A 24,500-nucleotide genomic window follows, 5' to 3' on the forward strand; every position below is an offset into this window, starting at 1 on the left:
GAGCTCACTTTCCGTAAGCCTGCGCTATCGCAACCGATTGCCGTTCGATGCAAAATACCGTCTTCTGGATGCCGGAATGGTAAGCGAGAGCGTTTCGTCCCTTGTAAAATCCGGTCCTTCTCTTTGTTCGACGACGAGGGTCTGACCGTTTTCCAGCTGGCAATAGAGGAAACGTGTGCCACCGAGATATTCTGCAAAATCTACCCTTGCTGCAATCGCGCCGGCGCCGGGTTCGGTGACGACGAGATGTTCTGGCCGCATTCCAACGGTCAGTTTATCCCCAGGCTTTAGGCTCTGGTCGGATATGGCGGCGTCCATCGTTGCCCCTGAAAACCTCAGTTTTCCGTCACCCAACCATTCCGCATCGAGGAAGTTCATACGCGGCGAGCCGATAAAGCCGGCGACGAAGATATTGGCCGGATCCTCGTAGACTTCGCGGGGGCTGCCAGTTTGCTCGATTTTGCCGTCGCGCAGCACGACGATCTTGTCGGCCAGCGTCATTGCCTCGGTCTGGTCATGCGTGACGTAGATCATCGTATTGCCGAGTTCGCGATGCAGGCGGGCGATCTCAATCCGCATCGACACGCGCAGTTCCGCATCGAGATTGGAAAGAGGCTCGTCGAACAGAAAAACGTCCGGCTTTCTAACGATCGCCCTACCGATCGCCACACGCTGCCGCTGGCCACCGGACAGCTGGCCCGGCCGCCGATCCAGCAGATGGTCGATCTTGAGGATCGCTGATGCGGCAGCAACCCGCTCGCCAATTTCGGCAGGATCGGTGTGTGCCATCTTTAGCCCGAAGGCCAGATTGTCACGCACGCTCATATGCGGATAGAGCGCATAGGACTGGAAGACCATGGCGATACCGCGCTCGGAGGGGTCGAGATCGGTGACATCCCTACCCTTGATGACGACCTCGCCGTCCGTGATTTCCTCAAGCCCCGCGATCATGCGAAGCAGGGTAGATTTTCCGCAGCCGGATGGGCCGACGAAGACGACGAACTCGCCGTCCTTTACCGTGAGATCAATGCCATGGATCACCTGAAGGGCGCCATAGCTCTTGCGGACATCCTTCAGTGCAACGCTCGTGTTGTTCATTCCGCTCGCCACCGTCTACCGCCTATTGATCCGACTGCACCCAGACGAGCATCTCGCCTGGCGTGCGATTGTCCCAGAGGTGGTAAGGCACGAAGCGCGCCGTCGCAGGCTCGCGCCGGGCTGGCTCGGAGCGATAGAGCGATTTGCCCCAGGCGCCCGTATCCTCACGCTCGACGGGCAAGTCGACTGCGACCGCTCCATTCAGTTCCGAAAGCACGGTGGTTTTGCCCGACGGCAGGTTGGATGGAAGGATGATGGTATTGAGATCTTCGCCATTGTCGGTCGTCTCGACGCAATAGACGAGTGGACCACGCATCAATGCCACACGGCCGGCATCCTGCCGAACCTTCGGGTTGGCAAATTGTGGACGGAGCGCAAGCGGCAGATAAAGGGCCACCCTGTCGCCATCGCTCCAGTTCCGCTCGATGCGGGCATAGCCATCGACCACGCATGCCGATAGGTCGAGTATCGCGCCGTTGACGCTCAGCGTCGCACCTTTCGCCCATTCCGGGATGCGCAGCGAAATGGCGAACCTCGCCGGTGATGCTAGCGTCGTGGTGAAGGCAATCGCACTGTCCCAGGGGTAGTTGGTCGTCTGTGCGAGTTCCAAATCGGCACCACTTGCAAGCTTCAGTCGCGCTTTGCTTTCACCATAGAGGTGGATGGCGATCTCGTCTTCGGCGGCGGCGTACATATAGGAGCCGATCGACGTGACGAGACGTGCAATGTTTGGCGGGCAGCATGGGCAGTGGTGCCACTTCCAGCGATGGTGCTTTCCGGTGCTTTCCAGTGGATTGTCGTAAAAGAAGGTCTTGCCGTCGATCGAGAGGCCGGGCAGCGCGCCGTTGTAGAGCGCCTGTTCCATGACGTCGGCATAGCGACGGTCTGGCCCGCGGCCCAGCATGCGACTGGCCCAGAAAACGAGGCCCACCGACGCGCAGGTTTCGGCATAGGCGGTGTCGTTCGGCAGGTCGAAGTAGTCGGTGAAGCCTTCATTCGCAGCCGCAGGCCCGATGCCGCCGGTAATATACATCTGCTTGGTGGTGAGATCGTCCCATAGGGTCTCGAGTGCCGCCGTCAGGCTGTCATCCTTGTATTCGGTGGCGATGTCGGCCATTCCCGAATAGAGATACATGGCGCGAACGGCGTGGCCGACGACCTTTCTCTGTTCGCGCACCGGCTGGTGGGCCTGGCCGTATTCATAGGTTTTCTGGTGAAAATCGGAGGCATCGCGGCCATCGCGGATCGATTCTTCCGTGAAGAAATGCGGTTCCGTGCCGCGCTCGTCGACAAAGAACTTCGAAAGGTCGAGATATTTCTTTTCGCCTGTGACGCGGGCAAGCTTGACCAGTGCGAGTTCGATTTCCTCGTGCCCGCAATAGCCGGCCAACTGGCCGGGCCCATGCCCGAAAACCTTGATCATGTAGTCGGCGAAACGGCACATCACGTCGAGCAGCTTGCGCTTGCCGGTCGCCTGAAAGTAGGCCACGGCTGCTTCCATCAGATGGCCGGCGCAATAGAGCTCGTGATGATCGCGCAGGTTTTTCCAGCGGCGGTCGGGCTGCACGCGCTGGAACCAGGCGTTCACATAGCCATCCTGGTCCTGCAGTTTCTCGTACATGTCGATGATTGCATCGGCGCGCGCCTCGAGTTCCGGATTGGCGCGGCGATAGAGCGAGTATGCGATGGTCTCGATCGACTTGCCGAGATCGCTGTCCCAGAACATCTGGGTGCTGCCGCCCCAGGGCTGGATGGGGATCACGATGCCCGGGCTCGGCTGGCTGACATCGATCGCCTTGAGCATGCCGGCTTCTACACAGCGGTCAAGCAGAGTCTGAGCGGTCGAGTCGCAGACGGCATCCTGCCACTTCCCCCAAAACCCCCCGAGATCGACATCAGGAACGGCAACGGGGCGGAACTGGCGGTCTTTGCTGGTCTTGATCATGGTATCACTTTCACTCTTGGGTTTATTTCACCGCGCCGGCCATCAGCCCGCGCATGTAGTAGCGTTGAAGAAGCAGGAAGACGAACAGGCACGGCACAACCATCACGGCGACACCGGCCTGCACAGCACCCCAGTTGATGGCGCCAAGACGGCCCGCACGCACGGCGGACATCAGCACCGGCAGCGTGAAATTGTCGTTGCTGGACAGCAGCACCAGTGCTGCGAAGAATTCGTTCCAGGCATTCAGGAAGGCGAAGATCGATACCGTTGCCACGCCCGGCATGACGAGTGGCAAAAGCACCCGGACGAGCAGCCGAAGATCGCGCACCCCGTCAATGCGCGCAGCTTCCTCTATCTCCTTCGGCACGGCGTCGAAGGCGTTGCGCATCATGAACACCGAAAAGGGAAGCTGCAGGGTCACATAGACCAGCATGAGGCCGAACAAGGAGTTGTTGAGCCCGAGTTTTGCCAGGATGATGAAGAGTGGCGTCAGGATCGACTGGAACGGGATCATCAACGTCGCAATGATCAGGACGAACAACACGTTCTTGAAGGGGAACCGGTAGCGCGAGAAACCATAGCCGGCCATGACGCTGACCGCGACCGTCACCACAACCGTGCCAAGCGAGACGACAAGCGAATTGACCATGTGCTGCCAGATGCCGGCACCAAAAGTGTCGAGCGCTTGGTAGGCGTCGAAACTGATACTCGATCGCGGCCAGGGCGGAAGGGGCGGCGAGCTGGATTCACTGTTGGGCCTGAACGAGGCGAGGAAACTGACCGCAAACGGCGCCAGGAAGAAGCATGCCGTACCCAGGCCGATGCCGTGATAGGCGATCCTGTCCCATAAGACCTTGCGTGCGCGGTGCTGGCGGCGGCTGGATTTCGTCGATGTGGTCATGGACGCTCATCCCCCACCTTGAGCAGCCACAGTTGCACTACGCTGATCGCGACCAGGATGGCGAGAAGCGCAATCGACAGGGCGGCTCCATAACCGAGATTGAAGGAAACGAAGGACTGGTTGAAGATGTAGTAGACGACCGAGATCATCTTGTTCTGCGGCCCTCCCGAAGTCATGATGTAGAACTGGTCGAAGGCGAGGATCGAGCCGGTTACCGACAGGATCAGCGCAAGCGCCATGGTCCGACGCATCAGAGGCAGGGTGAGATAGCGGAACCGCTGCCAGCGACGGGCACCGTCTATGCGGGCTGCCTCGGTTAGTTCCTGCGGGATGGCCTGCAAACCGGTGAGCAGGATGATCATCGTGAAGCCGGCAATCTTCCAGACAACCATGGCGACGATCGTCAGGAACGCCGTATCGAACTTGGCAAGCAGATTGAGCCGCCCTGTCGTCAACCCCAGCGTTTCGAAGAGCGGTCCGAACAGACCACTGTCGACATTGGCAAGCCAGACCCACAGCAGTGACGCGGAAGCAAGGCCGACGACCACCGGCAGGAAAATAATGGTGCGATAGGCCGAGACCAGCGGCCGTTGCTTTTCGACGAAGATCGCCAGCGGAAAGGCCACGGCAAAGATCGCGATCGTCACGATAATCGTGTAGTAGGCGGTGAAACCCAGCGCAGAGAAGAATCGCTGATCCTGGAACATTCGGATGTAGTTGCCGAATCCGGACCATTTCGGCGCACCGAGGAGCGGCCATTTGTGCAAGCTCATCCAGACTGTGAACAGCACCGGCAGCACGAAGAAGAGTGTGACCAGCACCATTGCAGGTGCGATGTAGAGGAGGCCGCGCCAGCCCGAGTTCCTTCGGGGCGGGCGGCGCGACATGGTCGTTTGGATGCCGGACGTCGTCATGGGGCCGATCTGCGAGTTGAGGGCTTTGGAAGCCGGGAGGACATGGCCCTCCCGGCGCGAAGGCGCTTACTGCGCAGCGTCGATGATCGACTGCATTTCGTTCTGGGCGTCGGAAAATGCGCTATCGACATCGTCGCCATAGATCGCGGCATTGATGAAGGTGGCCCAAGGCCCGTTCGACGAGTTAATCAGGTCGTTGAACTGTAGCGTATAGGGCGTCTTGGCAACGGCGACTGCCTCGATGCCGACCTTCAAGCGTGGATCAAGACCTTCAAGCACTTGGTCGGCAATATCGCCACGGGTCGGCAGGCTGCCGTATTTGGCCATGATCTTCTGACCTTCCAGCGAATAAGTATATTCGAGGAATTCCTTGACGGTTGCGAGCTTCGCTGTGCCCTTGGTGATGACGAAATTGTCGCCGCCAGCAAAGGACGAGGGTTTGCCGTCAACGCCGGGGATTAGGGTCACGCCGAAATTGATTTCCGGGTGCTGAGTGACGAGCGTGCCGATGGCGAAGGCGCCGAGGCTTTGCTGACCGATCTTGCCATTGGTGAACGACAGGAAATTGACGCCGTTGTCGCTGGCCGAGCCTGCCGGCACCGTGTCCTTGGCGACGAGATTTCGGTAGATGTCCACCGCCTTGCGCATCTCGGGTGTATCGAGTGTCGCGGTCTTGCCGTCCGCGGAGAGAATATCCGCGCCCGCGCCCCACGTCAGCGGCGTGAACGTGAAGATCATGCAGCCGCCGCAACCGCCACCGGAGAAGTAGAAGCCGTAGGTGTCACCGCCGAGTGCGCGGATTTTCTCCGCGTTGGCCGTGATTTCCTCCCAAGTCTTCGGTGCCTTCTCAGGGTCAAGTCCAGCCTGCTTGTAGAGGTCTTTGTTCCAGGCAAAGATCGAGGTTTCGACCGACAACGGCAGGCCGTAAATCTTGTCCTCGTAGGTGCCGAGCTTGACGTGCGAAGGCGACAGCGAATTGAAATAGGGTAACGCTTTGGCCCAGTCCGTCAGGTCTTCGAGCTGATCGGCAGCCGCGAACGCCGGCGTGTAGATCAGGTCGAGCGATAGCGCATCGGGTGCCTGACCCCCGGCGATGGCTGTAGCATATTTCTGCACGAGTTCTGAGAAGGGCACTTCGGTCATTTCGACCTTGTTCTCGTGACCGCTATTGTAGGCTTTCACGACTTCCTTAAAGGAATCACCGATGCCCGAGCGTACCCACATGGTAATGGTTTCCGCCGAGGCGGTTGAAATCATGCCGACCGAAATCACGGCCGTGGCAGTAAGCAGTTTCCTCAACATATCCATTCCTCCCAAATGCGGGACCGCTTCGTGCTGGTCCCTTTCTCCTCGATCAGATTTTCTGGTTCCCGCCTCCACAGGATTGCCGGACAATCAGCCTGCATGGCAGCCTGCGCAGACCGGGCTCGACGACCCTGCCTTCCGCAAGCGCTAGAACGATCAACCCAGCCGCCCTGCCGAGCTCCTTAAGATTCATGTCGATGGTTGTAAGTGGCGGTCGCGTCTGCGCCGCCATGATTTCCCAGTTGTCGAAGCCTATTACGGAGACGTCTTCGGGTACTTTCATGCCGCGCTCGCGCAGCGCATCGGCCACGCCGCGAGCGATCTGGTCATTGCCGCAAAAGATGCCATCTGGCCTTTCATCTGAGCTCTTCCAGATCTGGTCGATCGCGTCATGGCCCCAGTCTTCAGCCCATATGCCATGCATAACGGGCGCGTCGGGGCCTGCTAATTCGCGAAAGGCGCTTGCCCGCTCGCTGGCAGAAACGAAGTCCTTTGGACCGGTGATGTGGACGAGTCGCTTGCGGCCCATTTGCTTTAGCCAGTCGGTCGCCAGGCTTGCGCCCTGGGCATCGTCGGAGGTCAGGGTCACGCAGTCCGGCTCGCCTTGGGTAAAGGCATAGACCACGGGCACTGGCAGACCTGAAAGATCAACGGGCAACGACCTGTCCACTCGCTTGCCCGTCGCGATAATGCCGTCCACCTGTTTGTCCAGCATAGCATCGACATGAACCTTGCCGAGCGCCGGATCGTCCTCGATTGCGCAGAGGAAGACGGATACACCATGATCCACCAGCGCTTCTGAAATCCCGGCCATGACTGGAAGGGTGAAGCGACCGTAGGTATCGTTCGTCAGAAGCCCTATCGTGAACGACCGGTTGCTGAGCAGGCCACGCGCCAACGCATTTGGGCGGAAGCCGATCTCGGCGGCGATACGTTTGATCCGCGCGCGCGTGTCGGCTGCCATTCGACCATTGTCATTGAGGGCTTTGGATACGGTGGAAACGCTAACGCCGGCGGCTTTCGCCAGGTCGTGTATCGTGATGCGACCGCCCCTGTTGCGCTGTGTACTCAGAATGTCATCCTCCCGATGTCGGCATGAGAAAACCTTTTCTCAATCTGAAAGTCAAGATGAGAAAACGTTTGCGCAATTTTATTGACTGTCTTCTCCCGACCGCTGTATCAGACTACCGAAGACTTCCAGCATCGCATCACTGACGGCCTTGCCGAGCGCCGCCGCGGTCTCCGTCAGTGCTTCCTCGTTCCCTAACTCCGCCGCATCCTCGGGATGGATTTCGACAAAAGGTCCGGGATTGAGCTTGTTGAGCGTCGGGATCTTTCCGCCGAAGCAAAGTCATGAATACGCTCACGAGTTCGTGTGAGCAGCCTTTGTCCGCGTGGAATCGTCTGATCTGCATGCCGAGATTTTGGTCCATTTGTTTTGCCGGACCCATGAGGATGGTAAGGGCACCACCGGCCGGCCCTCGATGAAGACGCGCGAAGCATAAATGCTTGACATTCACGGTTGCTGATGCGCGTTTCGTGAGCCTGGTCCTGGAGACGCTGGATCACACTCAATCTAAGTCGATAGGATTTGAGGCGAACCTTCCCCGATCAAGTCAGACCGCGCCCATCGCGCAGAAGCATGCGCAACTGTGTCAGTTCCTGGCGCAGCGTATCGACCCGACGTTTGACGTCGCCATCCTCAATCGGCTGCCTCTCTGCCTGCGACAGAGAGAACTCCGCAGAGCGGATGACGTCCCGCCAGCGCGGATTGAGCGGCAATGTCTCGATCAGCAGATATTTGTCAAATGTACGAGCTTGTAACGACGAACGGTCGAAACTCACACGCCAGATACCGCTGCGCTCGGCAAAATCAAATTTGGTCTTCCCTGTCGAGATCTTCCACACATCGAGACTGCGCTTCATAACCGACACGATCAGCCTGCGGTATTCGTTTTGGCTCTTGTCCTCAGCTTCCGCTGCGACAGCCGTCTCAATCTTGTCTATTTCAACATCCGATCCCGTCAGATCCGGTCCGACACTGTCGATTGCGCCAAGAACGCTCCGGATCAGACTTTCATTCTGGTCCAGCTGCTCATCCACTTTCTTGCCCGCCTGTATCACCAGCGCGACACCGCTGCCGCTCTCGGCTTCCAGGTCAAAGGCATGCAGCTGGCCCTTGGCTATCTGCCGGCCGAATTCGACATCGTCCAGCGAAAACGCTCCGGTCTCTTTCAACGATTGGCCGATGCGGTCCGCCAGTTCCCCGCCGATCAGGGTGGAAAGCGTCGTTTGCCCAACGGAAATCGTTTCTTCAAAGGCGCTGGCGGCGGCCTGGTTTGCATAGACGATGCGATTGTCCCTGTCGGTGCAAATGATCGCGGCCTCAAACGTATCGAGGAGACGCACCATGCGCTGCTGCGAAAGCCTTAGTGCGTCTTCCACCTGCATGCGCCGGTCGATCTCGGCTTTGAGAAGCGAGTTCTCGCGGGTCTGCCTGCGCGCGCGAGCCGCCTCCAGCAGCGTTGCGACCCTTGCCAGCAGTTCGTCTTTGACGAAAGGCTTGACGATGTAATCGTTTGCTCCGTGCTCGAAGCCGGCGATCACGTCGCGCGTGCGGCTGCGGGCCGTGACCATAATGATCGGCACGTCGAGCAGATCATGGCGTTCGCGGATGGCCTTTGCGACTTCCAGCCCGCTCATGCCCGGCATCATGACGTCCAGGACCACCAGATCGGGCTTGATATGTTCGATGAAGGATAGCGCGCCGGGGCCGTTTTCTGCCGCGCGGACGGCATAGCCGAGCGGCTGCAGCACATTTCGCAAAACCTGAATATTGATCGGTTCGTCGTCAACAACAAGGATCAGCGGCACGCCGGGGAGGATCGGTGAATCACTGGCGGCCTGGTTGCGGCCGATCATGCCGACAGTTTCATTCAGACGCTCCGCGTCCAGCCTTTCGCCGAAATAGTCGATGTAGGAGGGCTCGACGGTTGCGGCCGGCAGGGTCAGGGTGAACCGTGACCCTTCGCCGAGAACCGAGCTTGCCGTCAACTTGCCGCTGAGAAAGGTCGCAAGCTGGCGGGCGATGGTCAGACCCAGTCCCGTGCCGCCCAGTCCTCTTGTTCCATCGCCCATGCCCGCCTGTTCCAGGGGCTGGAATATCCGCTCGAGACTATCGCCGGCAATGCCCACGCCTGTATCCTCGACGCTGATTGCAACCATCTTTCCTGCAGGCTCCGCGACCACGCGGATCGTGCTCTGGCCGGCATATTTGATGGCATTGCCGAGCAGATTGTAGAGAATCTGCTCGAAGCGGACAGGATCAGCCAAGACGAAAGGAATGTCGTCCGGAACATCGACGGCGAGTGTCACCGGTTCGCCGCGCAGAAGCGGCTCGCACATCTGCAGGACATTGCTGACACTTGTGGCGATGTGCACCGGGTGGATATCGAGGCGCATCCGGCCTTGTCGGATGCGGTAGAGATCGAGAAGATCGTCGACGAGTCGCGACAGCCGCCGGGCGCTGAAGGTAATCAGCTGCAGCTGGCTGCGCTGGGCGGCGCTCAGTTCTCCGGCGACGCCGGCGGAGAGCGTTTCCGAAATGCCGATGATGCCGTTCAGTGGCGTGCGCAGCTCGTGGGATGTATTGGCGACGAAGGCGTCCTTCATCCGGTCGGCTTCTTCCAGCGCCTTGTTCTTCTCCTCGATCAGGGCGACGTGCTTTTCAAGCTCGGCATTTTTCTGGTTGATCAGGCTCAGCTGCTCGGCGACAGCATCGCGCATCCGCTTGAAGCTTGCGGTCAGGCGTCCGAGTTCCGAGGGGTTTTTGATGGCAGGCATCGCATGATCGAGATCGCCGTCGGCAATCGCTTCCGCCGCATTTGTCAGTCGCTTTACCGGTGTCGTCATGGTACCCGACAGGTAGAGCACGAGACCGATCAGGACCGGCAGCAACACCAGCGCCAGCGTCATCACGACCTGCCGCAGGGCGTTGCTTTTTGCAAAGGCCGCAGCCACCGGTACTTCGGCTACAAGGGTCCAGGGTACATCGTTGAAGGTCAGGCGCGTATGGGTCTCGAGCGCCGGCGCGCCACCCAGACCTTCACCGACCATGGCCGACGCCGTTTCGGAGCCGGTCATCTCAACCGTTGCGGTCGCAATGCCAATTCGCCCGGATTTGTCGGCGGGCGTGGAAACATACACTCCGTCCGCGTTGAGGAGGTAAAGACTTCCTGTCTCGCCATTCTGCGACTGCACGATCCTGTTAAGACCATCGGTATCCAGACGAAAGATGATCACGCCGCGTACCTTTTTGTAGAAGGAAACGCGGATGGCGACATAGGCGGAAAACTTGCCGGTGACCGGATCATGCACAAAGTCGCTCACAAGCATATTGCGGTTGTCCGGGGCATTGACCATCGCATTCGACAGGCGAGACAGCGGCGTGTCGGCCAGCACCGTCTTCAGGTCCGTTCCCAGATAGCGGTCCTTTTCGACGGAGTAGACGACGCGTTGGTCCGGCGTGATGAGATAGAGGTTCTCGAATTCGGAGGTGGTGACGAAGCTCACGAAGTCGTCGTGGAACTGCTGGTGGGCATTGGCATATTGCAGGGCCGAGCGCCACATCGCATCACTGTCCTGCGGCAGTTGCTTATCACCGGGCTTACCGCCGTCGATGCCGAACATCTGGTGCAGGATCGCCGTTGCGCGCTCGGGCGAGGGATCGATCTGGCGAAAGGCATAGGCAAAACCATAAAAATCGCCGATCGAATAGCGCACTGCATTTGACTGGCTGAGGCTTTCCGCCTGCCGCGTGGCGAATGTCAGATATTGCTCGATCTCGCTGCGTTTCGCATCGCGGACAAAGGCCAGTTTTGCGAAGGTTTCGGCCTGGACGCTGCGGTTGAGGATATAGAAGAACGCGAAGGACGTGGCCCCCAGCGGCAACAGGCTGATCGCCAGGAAAATGAGCAGGAGCCGACCCCGGAAACCGGACGGCGACAGCGCTCTCAGCATCGATCATCTCTCCGGATTTCTGTCAGCACATCCTCGCTCGCCCTTTCGCCGCGCAATCGCGGTACCTTTGCAATGCAACAGTTTATGAATTTGGCGCAAAAGGAAGAAGAAGTTTTCGATCTTTTCAATTTTGCCGATTTTGCCGATTTTGCGGTGCGGTCTTGACGGAATTGCGGGGTGACTTTGCCGCTGCCGCTGCGCTGATATGGGCGGCGTAAATTGACGAACGCGGGCAACGACCTGCGCTTGAAAAATGGGGAACTGACAATGACAATGAAATCGCTTCTCGGGGCAATGCTTCTCGCCGGTCTCATGATGCCCGTCGCAGCCAGGGCCGAAGTCATCCTTTCAGCCATGCCCGACGAATCCACTGCCTGGGTGGAGAACTACAATCCGTTCAATACCACGACCCGCCTGCCGTCGATCACGGACTTCATGTTCGAACCGCTGGTGATCTTCAATGCGATGAAGGATGGAGAACCCAACTATCGACTGGCGGAGTCCTTCTCCTATTCCGACGATCTGAAAAGCGTCACTTTCAAGCTGCGCAACGGCGTGAAATGGTCCGACGGCGAGGCTTTCACGGCAAAGGATGTCGTCTTCACCTTCAATCTGATCAAGGCGAACAAGGCGTTGGATGTGCAAGCGATCTGGGATCAGATCGATGCCATCGAAGCACCCGACGACAAGACGGTAAAAATCACCTACAAGTCCCCCAACAGCGGTCTGATCTACAAGATCGTGCAGGTTTATACGGTTCCGGAACACGTCTGGTCCACGGTCAAGGATCCGGTATCCTTTACCAATCCCAAACCGGTCGGCACCGGGCCGCTCACCGATATCCGTCGCTTCACGCCGCAGGAATATCTGCAGTGCCGCAACCCGAACTACTGGGACAATGCGACGCTCAAGATCGACTGCATGCGTTTCCCGCAGATATCGGGCAACGACCAGACGATCGCCATTGCCGCCAAGGGCGAACTCGACTGGTTCGGATCGTTCCTCCCGGATATCGACAAGACCTATGTCGGGACGGATCCGAAGAACCATGGCTACTGGTTTCCTCCAGGCTCGATGGTGAATTTCACCATGAATTTCCAGACGACAAATCCCGGAAATCATGCGGCATTCAACACGCTTGCCTTTCGCCGTGCGTTTTCCATGGCGATGGACCGGCAGGCCATGGTGGACATCGCCGGCTACGGCTATCCGACACTGAACGAATATCCCTCCGGCCTTGGCCGCGCCTTTCATTCCTGGAACGACCCGAAGGTCACCGAGGAATACGGGGCATTTTCGAAATATAGCGTCGAAGGCGCCAAGGCGGAGCTTGCAGATGCGGGCTTCAAGGATGTGGATGGTGACGGTTTCGTCGAAAATCCCGATGGGTCGAAGATAAGCTTCGAAATCATCGTTCCGAATGGTTGGACCGACTGGGTCAACACCTGCCAGCTCGCGATCGAAGGGTTGACCGAGGTCGGCATTCAGGCGCGCCTTTCGACGCCTGACGTGCCTGCGTGGGGCGATGCCCTGATCACCGGGAAATACGACGTTACAATCAATTCGCTGCGTGCCGGTGTGACCCCGCACTCCATGTTCGACGAAGCGCTGAATTCCCGCAATCTCGGCAAGACCCGGTATGCGGCCGCGCACTATAGCAATCCTGACCTCGATAAGCTTCTCGACAGTTTCTACACGACCAACGACCATGCAAAGCAGGCCGAGATCATGAACAATATTCAGGAAAAGATCGCGGCAGATCTGCCTTACGTCGCGGTTTACAACAACCCCCTCTGGTACGAGTTCAACACCAAGCGGTTCACGGGCTGGTTCAGCGCGGAAAACCCGGTCGCCTCGCCGGTCGTTTATGTCGGCGTGCCAGAGAGGCTGCTCCATCTCCTGGCTCTTCGCCCGGTCGAAAAATAACCTCGGGGTTTGCCCGGTCTACTCCCTTTTGACCGGGCAGCGCAGGTTGCGCTCAGATCATTTGACCTGAGCGCAACCGCTGCGAGGCTCTGCATGCAGGGACCAACCGACACCCCGTTTTGACTGCACGTGCTGCCATCGCGCACCGTTCATGCGCCTGCGGCCGCCGCGTGTCCGGAGATTTTTTCGATGTCCTTCATTCTGCGCCGGATCGGCTTTTACATCGCCGCCTTCTTCGTCGCCGCGACGATCAATTTCTTCATTCCCAGGCTCATGCCCGGCAATCCCGTCGATGTCATGTTCGCCAAGATGAATTCGTCGCTGCCGCCCGAAGCCAAGGCCGCCCTGGTCGAAACCTTCGGTTTCGCTTCCGGCCCCCTCTACATGCAGTATCTCGACTATATGAAAAGCGTCTTCACCTGGGATCTCGGACCTTCGGTGAAATTCTATCCCATGACCGTTGGCGAGGTTCTTGGCCACGCCCTCCCATGGACGATCGTTCTGGCAGGAACGGCGTCCGTTCTTGCCTTCGTTGCGGGATCGCTGATGGGGGTTTCCGCTGCGTGGCGGCGCGGCGGGGTGTTCGACACCATCGTCTCCCCGGGCGCTCTTGCGATGCAATCCATTCCGGCCGTCGTGGTCGGGCTGACCGGGCTCTATGTCTTCGGTCTGTCGCTCAACTGGCTCCCGACGAGCTTTGCATTCGATCCCAGTCTCGATCCGTCGTTGACGCCGAGTTTTCTATCCAGCGCGCTTTATCACGCCGTCATGCCCGTTCTGTCGCTCGCCTTCGTCCATATGGGTGGGTACCTCGTGACGATGCGCAACAATATGATCGGCCAACTCGGCGAGGACTATGTCGTCATGGGGGCCGCCAAAGGGCTGACGAACCGCCGCGTGAAATTCAACTACGCTGCGCGCAACGCTCTGCTTCCGAGTGTCACCGCCTTCGCTATGTCGCTGGGTGCGGTGATGGGCGGTTCGCTGGTGACGGAAGTCGTCTTCAATTATACGGGACTCGGCCATCTGCTTTATCTGGGCATCGTGGCGCGCGACTATCCGCTGATCCAGGGGCAGCTTCTGGTGATGACGCTGGCGATGCTGTCGGCAAATCTGATCGTCGATCTTCTTTACGTGGTCCTCGATCCACGCCTACGAAAGGCCTGAGACCGATGAAACAGGCTTTTTCTCTCATCCTTCGAAACCGCAAGGCGGTGATCGGCCTTGCAATCGTTTTCGTCTATATCGCGATCGCGCTTTTGGCTCCGGCGATCACCGGACACGATCCAATCAAGCGCGTCGCCCGTCCGCATGAGGCACCATCGCTGGATCATCTTATCGGCACCACCCGCATGGGGCGCGACGTCTTCACACAGCTCGTCTGGGGGACGCGGACCTCGCTGTTCGTCGGGCTTCTGGCCGGAACAATCGTCACCTTCATCGGCGTCGTGCTTGGGGTTACCGCCGGCTACATCGGCGGCTGGGTAGATGAAGTCATCAACTTCTTCACCAATATAGCGCTCGTCATTCCGCAGCTGCCGCTCCTTCTCGTGATTGCCGCTTTCGTCGGTGAAACCAGCCCGCTGGTGATCGCGCTGATTATCGGGCTGACGTCCTGGGCCTGGGGCGCGCGGGTGACACGGGCGCAGACGATGTCGTTGCGGGAGCGGGATTTCATCCTGGCCTCCGAACTGATCGGCGAACCAAAATGGCGGATGATCGCGGTCGAATTGATGCCCAACCTCTTGTCGATCATCGGCTTCAACTTCATCGGCTCGGTGATCTACACCATTATCACCGAGGCGACGCTGGAGTTCCTCGGGCTCGGCGATCCGCTTGCCGTTTCCTGGGGCACGATGCTCTACAACGCCCAGACGGCATCGGCGATGAGCGTTGGAGCCTGGTGGGAGGTATTTGCTCCGGCGATCGCCATCGCGGTCATCGGGATTGGCCTTTCCCTGATCAACTTCGCCGTCGACGAGATCTCCAATCCGCGGCTGCGAACGCTTGGAACCGTCAATGCAGCTGTAAAGGCGCAGCGCGCGATCGACCGGGCCCGGGCCGCAAAGGCCGGAGAAATCAGATGACGGATCTTTCGAAACTTGTCGAAGTGCGTGGTTTGCAGGTCGATTTCCTCACCCAAAAGGGCCTCTTCACCGCCGTAAAGGACGTGGATTTCGATATCGGCAGGGGCGAGGTCATGGGCCTTGCCGGCGAAAGCGGCTGCGGCAAATCGACCATCGCCTTTGCCCTGATGCGGCTGCATCGCCCACCGGCCATCGTTTCCAGAGGCAGCATCCATATCGACGGTACCGACATTCTGGCGCTGACGCCGCGTGCACTGGAGACCTGGCGCTGGCGCCAGACATCGATGGTGTTCCAAAGTGCCATGAGTTCGCTCAACCCCGTTCTGACGATCTTCGAGCAGTTCCGCGATGTGATCGCCTGCCATGCAAACGGCAACCGCGATGCGGCCCGCGCGCGGGCCGAAGTGTTGATGCGCATGGTTTCCATCGCGCCAGGCCGGCTCGACGACTACCCGCATCAATTATCCGGCGGCATGCGTCAGCGCGTTGTTCTCGCAATGGCGCTGGCGCTGGAACCGAAGCTCGTCATCATGGACGAGCCCACGACGGCGCTCGATGTCGTCGTCCAGCGCGAGATCTTGCAGGAAATCATGACGCTCAAGGAACGGCTTGGCTTTTCCATCCTGTTCATCACCCATGATCTGGCCCTGATGGCGCAATTTGCCGACCGGATCGCCATTATGCTGGAAGGCCGTCTTGTGGAAACCGCTTCGGCTTCGGATATCGTCGGAAAGGCGCAGCATGCCTATACGAAAAAGCTGTGGTCGGCGATGCCGCGCCTGCAAGAAGCCCTGGAGGCAGTGTAATGGCTGAAGCGAACGTCGAATCTCTGCTCGTTCTCGACAGACTGTCCAAAACCTTCACGCTGACGCCGACTTTCGGCGCACAAAAACGCGTCGTCGCATTGCGCGCGGTCTCCCTGACGCTTGGTGCCGGCCGCGCGCTTGCCATCGTCGGCGAATCCGGCTCGGGCAAGTCGACGGTTGGCCGTGCCGTCACCCGGCAGTTCCAGCCGACAGGCGGGCGCATCCTGTTTCGGGGTACGGATATCGCCGGTTTCACCAGCCGCGACGCACAGATGCAGTATCTCCGCTCGGTGCAGATGGTGTTTCAGGATCCATTCGCAGCACTCAATCCGGCGCATACGATCCGCCACCATCTGGTCCGGCCGATCGTCCTGCATCGAGGCTTGAGCGGGCGGTCGCTGGAAGGCGCGGCCCGACAGACGCTTGCGGATGTTGAGCTCGATCCGGATGTCACTCTGAACAAATATCCGCACGAGCTGTCCGGCGGACAGCGCCAGCGCGTCAATCTCGCCAGGGCGCTTGCCGTCGGCGCGCAACTGATCGTCGCGGACGAGCCCACCTCGATGCTGGACGTTTCGATCCGACGATCGGTTCTGGATCTGATGCGCCGGCTGAAGCAGGAGCGCGGCATCAGCTTTCTCTACATCACCCACGACATCGCGACGGCGCATTACATTGCGGAGGAGACGGCAGTGATGTTTGCGGGCCAGATTGTCGAATATGGTCCGTCGCGCGCGGTGATTGGCAGTCCGGGCCACCCCTATACCAAGCTTCTGCTTTCGGCCATTCCTGACGCCTCCGTGCGCATCACGGGCGCAACGGGAGACGCGGGCAGGGCGTTTTCCGCCTATGCCGAATCCGTGCGGGATCTTTCGCGCGCGACCACCCGTGCGAGAACCGAAATCTCACCGGGCCATTTCGTTTATCAGCACGACGAACCAGCAAAGAGAACGCTTCATGCCTGACCTTGTGGTACGCCTATACGACCTTCCGGTCCTCGACGGCGCTGGCCTTCCCGCACCCGGCGTGACGATACGCCGTGCGATGACGCCGGAAAGAAAGATTGTGCTTTCCTTCATCGAAACGCATTTCGGCGCCAAGTGGGCTGCGGAAAGCGAGAGCGGCTTCGGCAGCCATCCGGTGATGGTCTGGATTGCCGTGTGCGAAGGCCGGATGCTGGGCTTTGCCTGCGGTGATGCCACAGCCAAGGGCTTCTTCGGCCCGACCGGCGTCGCGCCGGAGGCGCGCGGGCAGGGGATCGGCGAAGCGCTGCTGTTTGCTACGCTCAACGGGCTGAAGGAGGCAGGGTATGCCTATGCCGTCATTGGCGATCCGGGGCCGGTCGATTTCTATCGCAAAAGGCTCGATGCGGTCGAAATCCCCGGTTCCTCGCCCGGCTTCTACAAGGGTCTTCTGCGCGATCCGTCCTGACGCCGCGCCGGCTCACGGCATCCTGCTGATCGCATCAATACGAAGGTATTGCTCATGCCCGTCACACCGTTTCATCTCTCGATTGAAATCAGCGCGCACCGCAGCATTTTCTGTATTGCTTACCTGAACCACAAGGGCAGGGATCACTGCTTCTTCGTTGCAATCGGCTAATCAATGGAAGCATTATTGCATGGGGTATCAACGCAGCGGCCAGCATGGCCAGCTTGGCCGAGGCGCCCGGCACGACGAGGCGACGGCGGGATTTGAAGCCGTTCCACGCCCGTTTGGCCACGTATTCCGAACTCAGTTTGGGCAATATTTTAAACAGCGGTGCCCTGTTGGCGCCGGACCTTTCGAGGAATTCTGTTGCCACGGGCCCTGGAGCAACACATGTGATGGTCACACCGGTGCCGCGCAATTCCTGATGTAGTGCCTCCGAAAAAGATCGCACGAAGCTTTTGCTGGCGTAGTACACAGCCATATTGGGCCCAGGTGTGAAGCTGGCTACAGAGGCAAGATTGAGCACGCCACCACGGCCGCGGGCAACCATTCCAGGGAGGAAGTGCAGCGTCAGGTCGCTAAGGGCACGGATGTTGAGGTCGATGATACCAAGCTGATCATCCAGAGGAAGTGTCGTGGCTGCTCCACGCAAACCATACCCGGCGCTGTTGACCAGGACATCGCAGGCTAAGCCGTTGGTGGTGAGAAAATCTTGCAGGCGCGCCGTCGCATCGCCTACCACAAGATCAAGCTCCAACGCGAATGCATCGCCTCCCTGCTGCCGCACGTCGGTTGCGGCGGCGGCCAGCGCTTCAGGCGAACGTCCAACGAGCACGACAGGAGTGCCCTGCGTGGCCGCAACTTTGGCGATTGCCCTGCCAATGCCCCGGGACGCGCCCACCACAACGACAGCCATACGAACATCGCTGTGCAGGGTCATAACGCCGCGCCTGGGGTCATTGTCTCTCCAGGGGCTCCACTTTCAAGGCTCGTGAGTTCACCCGCGACTTCATCGTTCAAGATTTGTTCAAAGCGCTCCAATGCCCGCGCGACATTCGCCCCATCCATCACTCGATGATCGTAGTGAATGCGGACGTTTACCGACCCGTCTTCGCCGATCGGACCGTAGTTGAGAAGGGTCGTCAAAGGCGTAAGGGGGTTGAGCGACTCTGCCCCGAGGCCTGAATAGACCGACAACTGGAAGGTGCCGAAATAGTGTGCCCGCTTCCGCGCCATATTCAAGCCGAGCCACATGAGAAGCCATCGGACTGGCCCCGGCGCATGAGCGATTTTCAACGCGCGCCGGAACTCCTTGATCTCCAGGATTGGACGTGTTCGGGCCGCGTGGATCAGGGCCTCAAGTTCCGTGACGGATGAGCGCTCCGGACACTTGATAGTACTTAACAGCACGACTCGCTCACCGTCATATTCGCGCTCGTGGGCAATCGAGGCTACGCTAACCGGGTATTCATAGAGCTGTGGTCTGGGGAATTTGACGTAAGCACGCCGAAGGTCTGGTGTCTCTCTGGCAAGGAGCGCGTATCCCTTCAAGAAAAGGACCGTCCAGGATGGTTTGCTTTGCCCCGTCATTCGTGCCCTTTGAAGCGCGCGAAGGTTCATCTGGCGCTGCACCGTGACCCGGGGGATCCCGATCGAAAACCGCATCAGATCTCCGACAAGGCGTCGTGGTGCGGAAAGCTTGAGGGCTCGTCCTCGCATCATGTCACCTCTAGTACAAATAAGGGATAATTCGCTTGGTCCTGCCCATGTAGTCACGATACCGTGAGCCGAAAATCTCCAGCATCATACGCTCCTCCTTGTCCACTCGAGCAAAAAAAAGCACTGCGAAGCCGACAATGCCTGCCGGTCCGGCGATCCAGTTCGAAAGCAGAAATGCCTGACCAAGTCCCATGAGTAGGAATGAAGTGTACATGGGGTGGCGGATGAGGGCGTATGGTCCGCCACAAACCAGTTCGTGGCGGTCACGAATCTCCAGCGTGACAGACCAGTTCCGGCCGAGTTCCTTGTGGGTTCGCCGAAAGACCCACATTGCAAGAGCGAACATCAATGCACCGACAACGATGGCCCAGGAGCTGGCCGAATAGTCGGCAGCCTTCGGGATACCGGTCACGACATAAAATGCTGGCAAGATGGCGAGGCCGAGAAGGGCCGACACAAGCGCGACTTTATCCAGACCAGAACGGCGATGACTGACGATCCGCACACGCTTTGCGCGGCGTTCGAAGGGATACCGAATGACATACCAGACGATGATGCCAATCATCCAGACGATCTCGCCAGCCGCAGCTACCGATACGTTCAATTTGGGTCACCGGCCTTTCTGTGATCTGCCATCGACGTGGCGCACGCAAGTGTCAGCGGGGCCGCACTCACCCCGCGTTCATCTCTCGAAGTTGCGTAATGAATTGTTGCGGCCTGAGCCAGATACTGGGCGCCTTATACCCCATGGAGCGTGCGATGTCCGCCACAAAAGCGTTGCAATTGTAGATTGACGCCTGCCAGAATTTGGATTTGGCCTTTAACTGCCGTATGTGGGCAACGGTTTTGCCATATTGAGCTTCGGTCAACATGACGCGCCAGCTTGCCGATCGGTACGCCTCTTCCAAGTCACCGTCGCTTGCTCCCGTTTCGGCTGGCACTGGCAAAAAATGGCCTAGGACGTAGGGTGCCGTACTGGCTGTTGCCGGGGCAAGGCCCGCGACCTCGGGATCGATCATCCCCCCAGCTTGATCTGCGCGCCCGAAGATCACATAGGAATGGCCATAGCTGAGGGCGTAGCGTGAGCGGAATTCGATGAAATACCGGCTGTCCTTGTTTTCAAAGGCAGGGCGGGCATCCGAAACAAAACGCGGTTCAGCTTTCTTGTCTTCCGTCTGGCAGGCTGCGGCCGATAGTGCCAGCATGACTGCAATCGCTATTCGTCGTGTTGTGAGCGCCATTGCCACGCTCTATCTCCCGAATCCTGCCGAACGTTCACGCAGCAAGCTTCCCCGATCTGAGTGGCAGTGCCGTAAGCGGTGGTGCCCGTCCAGCCAATTGCATGATGGGGGAGGGCCAGATGCCCCTCCCCCACGGATCGCAGTTGCGGTCACTTGTAGACAGGCGCCGGTTCCACTGTATCGACAGCCGGCGGCGGGGCCTTCCCTTTGCCTTTGCCAATTGTCCCGCAGGCACTCAGACTGGCAATGGAAAACAAGGCTATAATCACGATCAGAATTCTGCTCATCAAGTACTCCTCTCCTCAGTGTGGAATCAGATTATCGAAGGCAACGCTTACAGTAATACGGATGAACTACACCGGCGCCTAGTGCAAAAAAAACACAGCTGGCGCCGGGTTGCCCTCACCGAGCTGTTCCACGACAACTAGGACACATTGCATCGCTTTCAATACTGAATATACAGACGCAAACATTATCACATCACCAATACCGTCGTTCCCACAGGGGTGCGCTGGTAAAGGTCAACGATGTCGTCATTTGTCAGACGAATGCATCCGCTTGATACCGCCTGGCCGATCGTCCACGGCTCGTTTGTTCCGTGCAGCCGAAACATGGTGTCCTGCCCGCCGCGGTACAGGTATAGCGCGGACGCACCAAGCGGATTGTGCGGACCGCCGGTGACGCCGGCCGCGTATTGTTGCAATCGCGGCTTACGCCGTATCATATTGGCGGTGGGTGTCCACGACGGCCATACGGCCTTGCGTCCGATGGTTGCCTTACCCTTCAGAGTGCGCCCCTCCTCTCCGACGCCAATACCGTAGCGCATGGCCCAGCCGCCTTGCTCAACAGCATAAAGATAGCGTTGCGATGTATCGACGACGATCGTTCCGGCGGGTTCGTTTCCCTGATAGCGGACATGCCTGCGGCGGTAACGACGATCCGGCGCGGCTGCGAACGGGGTCGAAATCGGTTCTACAATTCGCCTTATCGCTGAAGTACACCCCGAAGCCATCAAAGCGAGACTGCCGAGCACGAGCCCCCGGCGGGCCATGTCATCACTGTCCATTTCTACCTGCTCAGCAATTGTTCATCGCTTCGTCTTTAACATTCCGGCGCCAATGAACCAACTCTTTCGCCTCGTTGGATGGTTGCGCAGGTCGCCTCGAGGGCACATGCTTCAAACGTCTATGGCCACGTGCGCGCGGCACCCAGCTACTGGTTCGCGGAGCTGCTGAGGTTTTCCAAGAGTTGGCAAGCCTGCTCGCCCTCTGATGAAACTTCTTGCAGCGATCATCTGTGTCTGCTCGACTGGATCAAAACAAGCAAGAAGGGTGGACAAAATGAAACTTGGCTTCGACGGGAAAGTGGCACTTGTAACTGGCGCAGGCTCCGGCATAGGCGCGGCTGTTTCGAGACAACTCGCAGAAGAGGGGGCCGAAGTTGTCATTGCTGATCTCGACGCAGACGCTGCCAAGACCGTTGCCGCCGAGATACGCTCGCTCGGGGGCAGGGCTCAACACCTTGCAGTCGATGTTAGCGACGCAGAGGCTGTGGAAAGGCTGGTCAAATTTGTTATCGAGAGATGCGGCGGGCTGCATTTGGCAGTCAACAATGCAGGCACCGATGGCGTCCGAAAAGCGACGGCAGACTATCCGCTTGACGACTGGCACAGGTTGATGAACGTCAATCTCAACGGCGTTTTCTACTGCATGAAGTATGAGATCGCCGCCATGGTGGAAGGCGGCGGAGGCGCTATAGTCAACATGTCCTCCGTCCTCGGTTGTGTTGGATTGCCAACAGCGTCGGCGTACACCGCTGCCAAACATGGCGTTGTCGGACTGACGAAGGTTGCCGCCATAGAGTACGCCAGGATGGGCGTTCGCATCAATGCTGTGGGCCCTGGTTGGATCGAAACGCCACTTTTGTCGGAGCATTTAGAGATAGCGAGCACCCGTCGCATGATCGCACTTCAACCGATGGCCCGACGCGGCACGCCGGAAGAAGTCGCTGCTCTTGTGTGCTTCCTCTTGTCGGAACAGGCGAGTTTCATCTCTGGAAGCCACCACCTTGTGGATGGAGCCTATACCGCGCATTAGTTCTGTTGTTTTCGATAGGGCCGCCTTTCGTTGTTTACCGGCATCTCAGAAGGCGCCGGGATTCACGGCTCACGTTTACCGCTCAGTCTCGAATTTCGAGACTGAGCGGAGATAGCGAATGTGCGAGCGATCAGCCCTTCCCGCAGTAGACGAACCAGATTTCCGAGCAATCTTGTCATCATATTGCTTCCTTCGTTACACGGTCCGAGTGTGCGTTTTTCGTGCGGACATATTCCCGCCAACCGCCCAATGCGGTGACCTCCACAGCATCCGCAACAGCATGGGCTTCGCAAAGGAAGCCAGATATGCTGCGGCCGTCGTCGAGGATCACTTTTCCAATGCCGAGCGGTCCTGGAATCTTCTGGACGAAGTTACCGAAGGCTGCGGGCGGTAGCGCCCAGACTTCGACCTCAAGGCCGTTTCCGGCGAAGCCGGGTTCCCGGATGAGGCCGGGTTTTGGCGGGGTCGTGTTCGGCAGCACAAAAAGGCGGTAGTCTCCGGCTGTCCGGCAGGTTTTCAGGCGATATCCGCCTGGTCCGGTCAGTTCATGATTGAGCGGCATGCCAGTCAGGTGCGCGCCCACAACGACGATCGGCACAAAGCCATCGTCAAGCGGTGCGACGCGGCTTGCACCGGGAATGTCGGCCGTTCGGTCGGCGCCCATGCCGCATCCCGAAGACCGATGCAGGGCATCTGCAAGCGGCGCGAGCGCGTCGTCGGTGAAGGCGCGGCCTATTAGCGTCACGCCGCCGGGCAGGCCCTTGGCTCCGAAGCCGGCGGGTATGGCGATCGCCGCGCAATCGAGCAGGTTGACGAAATTCGTGTAGCGCCCGAGCCGTCCATTGAGCACGATCGGATCGGCCAGCATGTCAGCAACCGTGTAGGTCGTCGGCGCGGTCGGCAGGAGCAGGATATCGGCCTTTTTCCACTCCGCTTCCGTCTTGCGACGCAATTCTTCAAGTTTGTAGCGGCCATTGAACGCGTCGACCGCTGACTTGTCCTTCGCGCCTTCGATGATCATTCGAACCGAGGGGTCGAAATCATCGGCATTGCTCGCCAGGAAATCCTCGACGGCTGCCAATCTTTCTGCGACCCACGGCCCGTCGTAAAGTAGGGCCGCCACTTCGCGAAAGGGCGCATAATCGAAGGGAACGATCGTTGCACCCAGAGCTTGCGCCCCCTCAACGGCCTGATCGTAGATCCGCTTGACGTCGGCATCGCCGAAGAATTCCCGCTCTGCGCCGTCCAGCACACCGATCCGAAGGCCGGATTCCGGCAGCGACGTCCACGTGGCCTCACGCGAGAAGGGATCGGTAGCGTCGAAGCCCTCCGCGACCTTGCGGATCGCAACGCCGTCGCCCACTGTTGCGGCGAAGATCGTGATGCAGTCCACGCTCCTGCAGGCCGGGACAACACCGGTATTGGAGAGCAAGCCAGGCGTTGGCTTGATGCCGACGAGATTGTTGAAGGCGGCCGGAACCCGGCCGGAACCGGCAGTATCCGTGCCGAGCGCAAAGGTGGCAAGACCAGATGCGACTGCGACAGCCGACCCGGAGCTTGACCCGCCCGAGATATAATCGGCATCGAAGACTGATCGAGGTGCTCCGTGGGGCGATCGCGTGCCATTGAGGCCGGTTGCAAACTGGTCGAGGTTCGTTTTGCCGATAACAATCGCGCCGGCGGCTTTGAGCCGGCTAACGACCATTGAGTCCTCCGTCGGGTCGTAGGCATACGCCGGGCAGGCGGCAGTGGTTGGCAGGCCGGCGGCATCGATATTGTCCTTCACCGCGAAGGGAATACCCCACAGTGGCAGGCTGTTTGGCCCGGGCGCACGCGCCATCAGGTCGCGAGCGGCGGCGCGCAGATCCTGGTCCGGCGTGGCGGTGATGAAGATCGCCGGGTCCTTGGATGCGGCGCGGCGGGCAATGACCTCGTCGACGAGGGCGAGCGGCGTCAGCCCGGATTGATAGGCGGCACGAAGGCTCGAGAGATCAAGAATTGTCGGCAGCATG

The 24,500-nt window shown here is 59.2% G+C and carries 21 protein-coding genes; 7 read left to right on the forward strand and 14 right to left on the reverse strand.

Going from position 1 to position 24,500, the window contains the following annotated elements; genetic code table 11:
• Positions 1–24: 24 nt before the first annotated feature.
• The 7 genes from ugpC to WI754_RS23470 all read right to left on the reverse strand — a co-directional run bounded on the left by ugpC (position 25) and on the right by WI754_RS23470 (position 11,182).
• Positions 25–1,110: a sn-glycerol-3-phosphate ABC transporter ATP-binding protein UgpC gene (ugpC, locus tag WI754_RS23440; protein WP_341487689.1), complete on the reverse strand. Its 1,086-nt coding sequence runs from the start codon at positions 1,108–1,110 to the stop codon at positions 25–27.
• Between the two features lie 10 nt (positions 1,111–1,120).
• On the reverse strand, positions 1,121–3,043 hold the full coding sequence (locus tag WI754_RS23445; protein ID WP_341487690.1) for a glycoside hydrolase family 127 protein: 1,923 nt from the start codon (positions 3,041–3,043) through the stop codon (positions 1,121–1,123).
• A 22-nt stretch (positions 3,044–3,065) separates the two neighbouring features.
• The gene (locus WI754_RS23450; protein WP_341487691.1) at positions 3,066–3,944 is read right to left on the reverse strand and encodes a carbohydrate ABC transporter permease; all 879 of its coding nucleotides are present in this window, start codon (positions 3,942–3,944) and stop codon (positions 3,066–3,068) included.
• Positions 3,941–4,858 carry a sugar ABC transporter permease gene (locus WI754_RS23455; RefSeq protein ID WP_341487692.1) on the reverse strand — a complete coding sequence of 306 codons (918 nt, stop codon included), beginning with the start codon at positions 4,856–4,858 and terminating at the stop codon, positions 3,941–3,943. Before WI754_RS23455 ends, WI754_RS23450 begins: the two co-directional genes overlap by 4 nt.
• A gap of 66 nt (positions 4,859–4,924) precedes the next feature.
• Positions 4,925–6,160, reverse strand: coding sequence for a sugar ABC transporter substrate-binding protein (locus tag WI754_RS23460; RefSeq protein WP_341487693.1), 1,236 nt, complete (start codon positions 6,158–6,160; stop codon positions 4,925–4,927).
• 52 nt (positions 6,161–6,212) lie between these two features.
• Complete coding sequence (locus tag WI754_RS23465) at positions 6,213–7,190, reverse strand: LacI family DNA-binding transcriptional regulator (protein WP_341488057.1); 978 nt, start codon at positions 7,188–7,190, stop codon at positions 6,213–6,215.
• Between the two features lie 584 nt (positions 7,191–7,774).
• Positions 7,775–11,182, reverse strand: a complete 3,408-nt coding sequence (locus WI754_RS23470; protein WP_341487694.1) for a response regulator — start codon at positions 11,180–11,182, stop codon at positions 7,775–7,777.
• A gap of 273 nt (positions 11,183–11,455) precedes the next feature.
• On the opposite strand from WI754_RS23470, the gene WI754_RS23475 reads away from it, so the two are divergent.
• From WI754_RS23475 to WI754_RS23500, 6 genes are all read left to right on the forward strand, one after another.
• Positions 11,456–13,108 (forward strand): ABC transporter substrate-binding protein, encoded by a 1,653-nt coding sequence (locus WI754_RS23475; RefSeq protein ID WP_341488058.1) that lies wholly within the window; start codon positions 11,456–11,458, stop codon positions 13,106–13,108.
• Positions 13,109–13,297: 189 nt separating this feature from the next.
• Positions 13,298–14,275 carry an ABC transporter permease gene (locus WI754_RS23480; RefSeq protein ID WP_341487695.1) on the forward strand — a complete coding sequence of 326 codons (978 nt, stop codon included), beginning with the start codon at positions 13,298–13,300 and terminating at the stop codon, positions 14,273–14,275.
• A 5-nt stretch (positions 14,276–14,280) separates the two neighbouring features.
• Positions 14,281–15,195, forward strand: a complete 915-nt coding sequence (locus WI754_RS23485) for an ABC transporter permease (protein WP_341487696.1) — start codon at positions 14,281–14,283, stop codon at positions 15,193–15,195.
• Positions 15,192–16,001 (forward strand): ABC transporter ATP-binding protein, encoded by an 810-nt coding sequence (locus tag WI754_RS23490; RefSeq protein WP_341487697.1) that lies wholly within the window; start codon positions 15,192–15,194, stop codon positions 15,999–16,001. The genes WI754_RS23485 and WI754_RS23490 overlap by 4 nt, the downstream gene beginning before the upstream one ends.
• Positions 16,001–16,966 carry an ATP-binding cassette domain-containing protein gene (locus WI754_RS23495; protein WP_341487698.1) on the forward strand — a complete coding sequence of 322 codons (966 nt, stop codon included), beginning with the start codon at positions 16,001–16,003 and terminating at the stop codon, positions 16,964–16,966. The genes WI754_RS23490 and WI754_RS23495 overlap by 1 nt, the downstream gene beginning before the upstream one ends.
• A complete protein-coding gene (locus WI754_RS23500; protein ID WP_341487699.1) occupies positions 16,959–17,432 on the forward strand; it encodes a GNAT family N-acetyltransferase in 474 nt (157 codons plus the stop codon). The genes WI754_RS23495 and WI754_RS23500 overlap by 8 nt, the downstream gene beginning before the upstream one ends.
• A gap of 88 nt (positions 17,433–17,520) precedes the next feature.
• On the opposite strand, the gene WI754_RS23505 is transcribed toward WI754_RS23500, so the two are convergent.
• The 6 genes from WI754_RS23505 to WI754_RS23530 form a co-directional block, all read right to left on the reverse strand.
• The gene (locus WI754_RS23505; RefSeq protein ID WP_341487700.1) at positions 17,521–18,372 is read right to left on the reverse strand and encodes an SDR family NAD(P)-dependent oxidoreductase; all 852 of its coding nucleotides are present in this window, start codon (positions 18,370–18,372) and stop codon (positions 17,521–17,523) included.
• Complete coding sequence (locus tag WI754_RS23510; protein WP_341488059.1) at positions 18,369–19,151, reverse strand: hypothetical protein; 783 nt, start codon at positions 19,149–19,151, stop codon at positions 18,369–18,371. Before WI754_RS23510 ends, WI754_RS23505 begins: the two co-directional genes overlap by 4 nt.
• A 10-nt stretch (positions 19,152–19,161) precedes the next feature.
• Positions 19,162–19,716, reverse strand: coding sequence for a protein-S-isoprenylcysteine O-methyltransferase (locus WI754_RS23515; protein WP_341488060.1), 555 nt, complete (start codon positions 19,714–19,716; stop codon positions 19,162–19,164).
• Between the two features lie 106 nt (positions 19,717–19,822).
• Complete coding sequence (locus WI754_RS23520) at positions 19,823–20,392, reverse strand: hypothetical protein (protein WP_341488061.1); 570 nt, start codon at positions 20,390–20,392, stop codon at positions 19,823–19,825.
• Positions 20,393–20,541: 149 nt separating this feature from the next.
• Positions 20,542–20,679 carry an ABC transporter gene (locus tag WI754_RS23525; protein WP_341487701.1) on the reverse strand — a complete coding sequence of 46 codons (138 nt, stop codon included), beginning with the start codon at positions 20,677–20,679 and terminating at the stop codon, positions 20,542–20,544.
• Between the two features lie 188 nt (positions 20,680–20,867).
• Positions 20,868–21,458, reverse strand: a complete 591-nt coding sequence (locus tag WI754_RS23530; RefSeq protein ID WP_341487702.1) for a L,D-transpeptidase — start codon at positions 21,456–21,458, stop codon at positions 20,868–20,870.
• Between the two features lie 274 nt (positions 21,459–21,732).
• Between WI754_RS23530 and WI754_RS23535 the strand changes: the two genes are divergently transcribed.
• Positions 21,733–22,488, forward strand: a complete 756-nt coding sequence (locus tag WI754_RS23535) for an SDR family NAD(P)-dependent oxidoreductase (RefSeq protein ID WP_341487703.1) — start codon at positions 21,733–21,735, stop codon at positions 22,486–22,488.
• Positions 22,489–22,666: 178 nt separating this feature from the next.
• Here the strand turns inward: WI754_RS23535 and atzF are convergent, their stop codons facing one another.
• Positions 22,667–24,499, reverse strand: coding sequence for an allophanate hydrolase (gene atzF / locus WI754_RS23540; RefSeq protein WP_341487704.1), 1,833 nt, complete (start codon positions 24,497–24,499; stop codon positions 22,667–22,669).
• Position 24,500 lies beyond the last annotated feature (1 nt).

It is taken from the genome of Pararhizobium sp. A13 (assembly GCF_040126305.1).
In the GTDB taxonomy this organism is placed as follows: Bacteria; Pseudomonadota; Alphaproteobacteria; order Rhizobiales; family Rhizobiaceae; genus Pararhizobium.